Raw genomic sequence first — 5,136 nt, 5'->3', positions numbered from 1 at the left:
CTCATTGTTTCTCAAATTGAGGGCATCGCCAAAAACCTGTTTTAGGGCAAATCGAGCCTGGCTTGACCGCCGCCCCTGCACCTGTCGAAGAGCCTTCACCTACGGGCACCCTAAACTTGAAACTACTGAGCAACTTATCCCATAACGCAACCGCTTCTTCATCGCTGACGCTGCTGCTATCCGCCGAACCTGCGCTATCGCCCTCGACTTTATTAAACAGCTTCACCGTCAGGTTGTTGGGGTTGGCAATTGAGCCTTTAGAACCCACTTGCGACCAAGTGAACTCAAGCGCGCCTGTACCCCTGACGCGCGCCAGCACCTCTTCGCCTTGTTGCCAAGTGTGTAACGGGGCCGCACCAATGCGCAAGAATTCACCTGAGTACTTACTGCCCGACAATGATTTTTGTTTCTGAACACGCTTTAAAATACCCCAGCCATTTTCACCCTCAAGGCTACCAAAATTCTCGCTTTTAACCGAGAAGGTCACATCAGGCAAACTGGGAAATCGCAAGCCAAATTGCACCTCTTCCCGCTGGCTATATGAACTGTCTCTAATGAATCCATGAGATACACAAAACCCAGCTTCGGTTGGCACTTCATTGTCATCACGATAGCGCGTGTTTTTAACCATCACCATCAATTTATTAAACGCATCTTGCTCACTGGTGGGGTCGCCTCTATCGTCTGCCTCTTTAATAAGGCTAGGGTTTTTAAAGAGTTTTAAGAGTTTTTGTCTGTCGGTGAAATTTCTGCCGTATTGGAAAGCATCACTCCCAAAAGGGACTAATAAGGTTACAAATCCAGAGCCCCCTTCCGCCCTACTGTCGCTGGTATAAAAACTATAAAACCAAGAGCCTGCTACGGGGCCTGGCTTGTGACTGAGTAATTGAAAAGTGCGATACTCATCCCGCAACTTTTTGAGGTGCTCCTCTGCGATTTGTTTGGTTTCTTTGGCGCGATTGGCGCGAATGGCATTGGGTTGTAGATTGATGTTGGTGTCACCAAATATCACTTGGGCTTCTTGTGGTACGGTGAGGACGTAACGTCCGAAACAAACATTCTTAGTGTGTTGAAACAATTGTTCAATTTTAGCGGGGGTCATGGTTGTGTTGCCCTGTGCTGTGGATTGGCATGAAGACACCAGCCCAAGCATACCCATGTAGACCAACACTTTCATGAGTGTCTTGTTAGCAATTGCTTCGTGCATATCAACCCTTTCATATCAAACCGCTTCAACTTTTGGAGCCGCTTCAGCCCTCGCTCACCCATTCCCAATACATTTCATCCGTGTTCATGCCCTCAAGCTTATATGACTGGCCAGGCATGATGTCGCCTTGGCGCATATAAATACTCGATTGTTTCTCAAATTGAGGGCATCGCCAAAAACCTGTTTTAGGGCAAATCGAGCCTGGCTTGACCGCCGCCCCTGCACCTGTCGAAGAGCCTTCACCTACGGGCACCCTAAACTTGAAACTACTGAGCAACTTATCCCATAACGCAACCGCTTCCTCATCGCTGACGCTGCTGGTATCCGCCGAACCTGCGCTATCGCCCTCGACTTTATTAAACAGCTTCACCGTCAGGTTGTTGGGGTTGGCAATTGAGCCTTTAGAACCCACTTGCGACCAAGTGAACTCAAGCGCGCCTGTACCCCTGACGCGCGCCAGCACCTCTTCGCCTTGTTGCCAAGTGTGTAATGGAGCCGCACCAATGCGCAAGAATTCACCTGAGTACTTACTGCCCGACAATGATTTTTGTTTCTGAACACGCTTTAAAATACCCCAGCCATTTTCACCCTCAAGGCTACCAAAATTCTCGCTTTTAACCGAGAAGGTCACATCAGGCAAACTGGGAAATCGCAAGCCAAATTGCACCTCTTCCCGCTGGCTATATGAACTGTCTCTAATGAATCCATGAGATACACAAAACCCAGCTTCGGTTGGCACTTCATTGTCATCGCGATAGCGCGTGTTTTTAACCATCAACATTAATTTATTGAACGCATCTTGCTCACTGGTGGGGTCGCCTCTATCGTCTGCTTCTTTAATAAGGCTAGGATTTTTAAAGAGTTGTAAGAGTTTTTGTCTATCGGTGAAATTTCTGCCGTACTGGAAAGCGTCACTCCCAAAAGGGACTAATAAGGTTACAAATCCAGAACCTCCTTTCGCCTCAGCACTACTGGCATAAAAGCTATAAAACCAAGAACCTGCGACTGGACCTGGCTTGTGACTCAACACTTGAAATCCTTGATAACCGTATTCTTCACGTAATTTATTGATATGTTCCTCAGCGATTTTTTTGGTTTCTTTGGCACGACCGATGCGAATGGCATTGGGTTGTAGATTGATGTTGGTATCACCAAATATCACTTGGGCTTCTTGTGGTACGGTGAGGACGTAACGTCCGAAACAAACATTTTTAGTGTGTTGAAACAATTGTTCAATTTTAGCGGGGGTCATGGTTGTATTGTCCTTTGCATTGACTTGAGCGGCGGGTTTGGCTTGACATGACGGCAGTACCGACAGCATGGTCAGTACAAACAGCCAGCGGGTCATGGATGATTTCATTGGGTTGCAGTCCTATCGCGCATAATGGCGTCATTATTACGTTGGATTTTTGACGTACTCGGCTTCGTTGGCGATTTTAACGAGGCTGTACAACGCCGCGCCGAGGGTGTTGCTGAAATCATAACTACAACCGTGGTCATAGTGCTGCTGCACCCATTTGCCTCGGGTGGTCTTGACCGCCGCCGCTGAGAATGAGGGCACCATCTCCTCACCGATGTCTTCGAGAGCAGCGATTTTCAATTTAAAACGCTGTCCATTGTGTTCAACTGTAATTTCATCACCTGATTCGGCATCAGCCACCAACCGCCAATCCCGAGGATTCGGACTGACACCCACAGGCAGCACGCCACCAACCACGTCCCAAGTGACGGAACCATACGCCAACAGTTTGGAGGTGGCATTGGCGCCATAACTGGCAAAACTGTTTTTAGGCGTCACTGTCCACAATTGGTTTAAAACATCTTGCGCTTTCATTATCCTATAGAAAGCCTCCTGAGCACCGAGAAGACCATACTGTCCATTGACCAATGTGCCTTTTTGCTCTGCGGGGTTGACCCACTTGGGGTTGATCAAGCGCCACCATTTGTCCTCAGTTTCAGAATAAATGCTGTCGAATGGGTTAGTGGCGGGCGACTCGGGGAAGGAGCCGATGACCTTACCCGCCAAACGCACTTTAACCCAACCCTCTGTACCGCCGACCGATTCAGCGTAACGCATACCGTACTCAATGTTCGGTAACATTTCAATTGCTGCGGGTGCATTAATCATGATGGCGGTAACGTCTTCCCCTGTGGGGCCAAGCACTTTATTGAGCCCATAGCCACTAATACCCTTGCTACCCGTGCCCGTACGCATCCGCCGATAGGTCATGGCGGCCCCGACAGTGGGCATGACGTTGTGATAAACACCCAAGACCTTATCTTGCAAGTTGCCCATAGCAGGATGCAGTGCCGCCCGCGTGACGTAGCCACCCATGCTGTGCGACAAGATAATGACGTGTTCGCATTTCATGTGCGTGTGTTCGTTATAGTGCGCAATGAGTTTTTCAATTCGCTTGGCGACGTCCATGCCTGATTTTGCATTACTTTGCAACCAGTTGTAGCCCAAACTGTGCACGGGCATGAACACATCCTCTAGTTTTTTCAGTTCGTCTTCTGTGACGGGCCCTTCTGTCGGCCCTTTATGTGAAAACATTGGGTGCCCTGCAAGGGGCTGGTTCCACGTTTGTGGGTCTTTATCCAAAATTTGTAGCATTTCCAATTTTTTATCAAATTCTTCTTTGTTAACAATTGGATCCCACTCATAAGATGAACCATCTCGTGTAAATAATAGACTTGGTTCTTCGCCATTTTTTTTCCAAAGCTTCGTGGCTTTGCCATTCTTCATGCGATTGCTGAGTCTAAATTCAAGCTCTTTTAAAGGGACTTCATAGCCAGCTCCTTTTGCGAAGACCGCTTCACCCCAGCCACGCCAACGGGCTTTTTGCTCGGCTTTTGTTTTTCGCTTGGTGATGTCTGATTTGATTAAATCGTTTTTTAGATAGGGCGGAATGTTGATGTTTTGAATAGCAGATTGTCGCTTGTCGGCTTGACCTGAAGTATCAAATTTCATTAAGTCATCATCAGGGCAGTAGGTATCAATTCTCACTTGGGCTGGGTCAAAGTTGATCTGTCTTTCTTTTGAATTTGAACTCATAATTCGTTGGGCTTGGCCTATTTCAAGCAATCGGCCAGCGCCAATAAAACCTGCCAAAATTTCAAAAATTGAGGCCATCGTACCCCAACCATCTAAAAGTGAATCGGGTTGCCATGCAAATTCTTGCGTGGTATTCAGCGCCTTTTGCTGCTCTTTGCTCAGGCGTAAATTTCCAGCCATAATGCCGTGAACAAATACAACAGGTATCACGTATTTCGGTACGTGTGCTTTTAATTTCTGTGTGTCTGATTCTTTTGTGAGCGCCATTTCTGCCGCCATGGCGCCACCATAGACTTGAGTCAACTCAATTTCTTTTAAACCATCATCAGTACTCATTTTACCTGCCCTTATCTTTTGAAAACCTCTGTTTTTGTCCCATCAATCAAACACATGGACTGTATTATGTTTTGGTCTTTTTTAAAATAACCTGAACGACTTCAGGGAAGTCGGATTTTTGGATTTTAGATGTACCATTGCCCGCAGTTTGACCTTTAATTTTGCCCGTATCTCTATTCATCACAAAATCAAGGTTTTTCGCTGACTTGCCGCTAAAGTGCTTAATAAAGAGCTCTTGATCAAATTTAGTTTTTGGTAAATTATTGAAATGTTCGGCCAAACTTTTAGGCCCCGTAAAGTTCTTACTGGCAGAATAAACCGTAAAACCTGCTAACGTTCCATGCTCAACACCCGAATCATTGATTTTGAGATAGGATTCTTGAGCAGTTAAAAACACTTCTTTTTCAGCAATTATGTGAATGGAGTCTTTAGCAGAGATGAGTTTCAACACTTTATCGGCGATGATATCGATGTCATTGGACTGAGCTTGAATCTCGACTTTTCCTGCTGCTGCAAACAGCTTGATGCCGGAGGCTTG

General features: G+C 46.6%; 4 protein-coding genes. All 4 read right to left on the bottom strand.

The window, feature by feature from the left end:
* Position 1: 1 nt before the first annotated feature.
* Entirely contained in the window at positions 2 to 1,207 is a 1,206-nt protein-coding gene (locus DFR44_RS08280) for a T6SS immunity protein Tli4 family protein (RefSeq protein ID WP_133620960.1), read from the bottom strand.
* A 43-nt stretch (positions 1,208 to 1,250) separates the two neighbouring features.
* Complete coding sequence (locus tag DFR44_RS08275; RefSeq protein ID WP_133620958.1) at positions 1,251 to 2,567, bottom strand: T6SS immunity protein Tli4 family protein; 1,317 nt, start codon at positions 2,565 to 2,567, stop codon at positions 1,251 to 1,253.
* 36 nt (positions 2,568 to 2,603) lie between these two features.
* Entirely contained in the window at positions 2,604 to 4,598 is a 1,995-nt protein-coding gene (locus tag DFR44_RS08270) for an esterase/lipase family protein (protein ID WP_133620956.1), read from the bottom strand.
* A gap of 64 nt (positions 4,599 to 4,662) precedes the next feature.
* Positions 4,663 to 5,136, bottom strand: a 474-nt coding sequence (locus DFR44_RS11425) for a DUF2345 domain-containing protein (RefSeq protein ID WP_162845217.1), incomplete at its 5' end; no start/stop codon positions are given.

Source organism: Hydromonas duriensis, assembly GCF_004363775.1.
Lineage (GTDB): Bacteria > Pseudomonadota > Gammaproteobacteria > Burkholderiales > Burkholderiaceae > Hydromonas > Hydromonas duriensis.
Note: the sequence above shows the minus strand (reverse complement) of the source record. Positions and strands in the feature narration are given on the sequence as shown.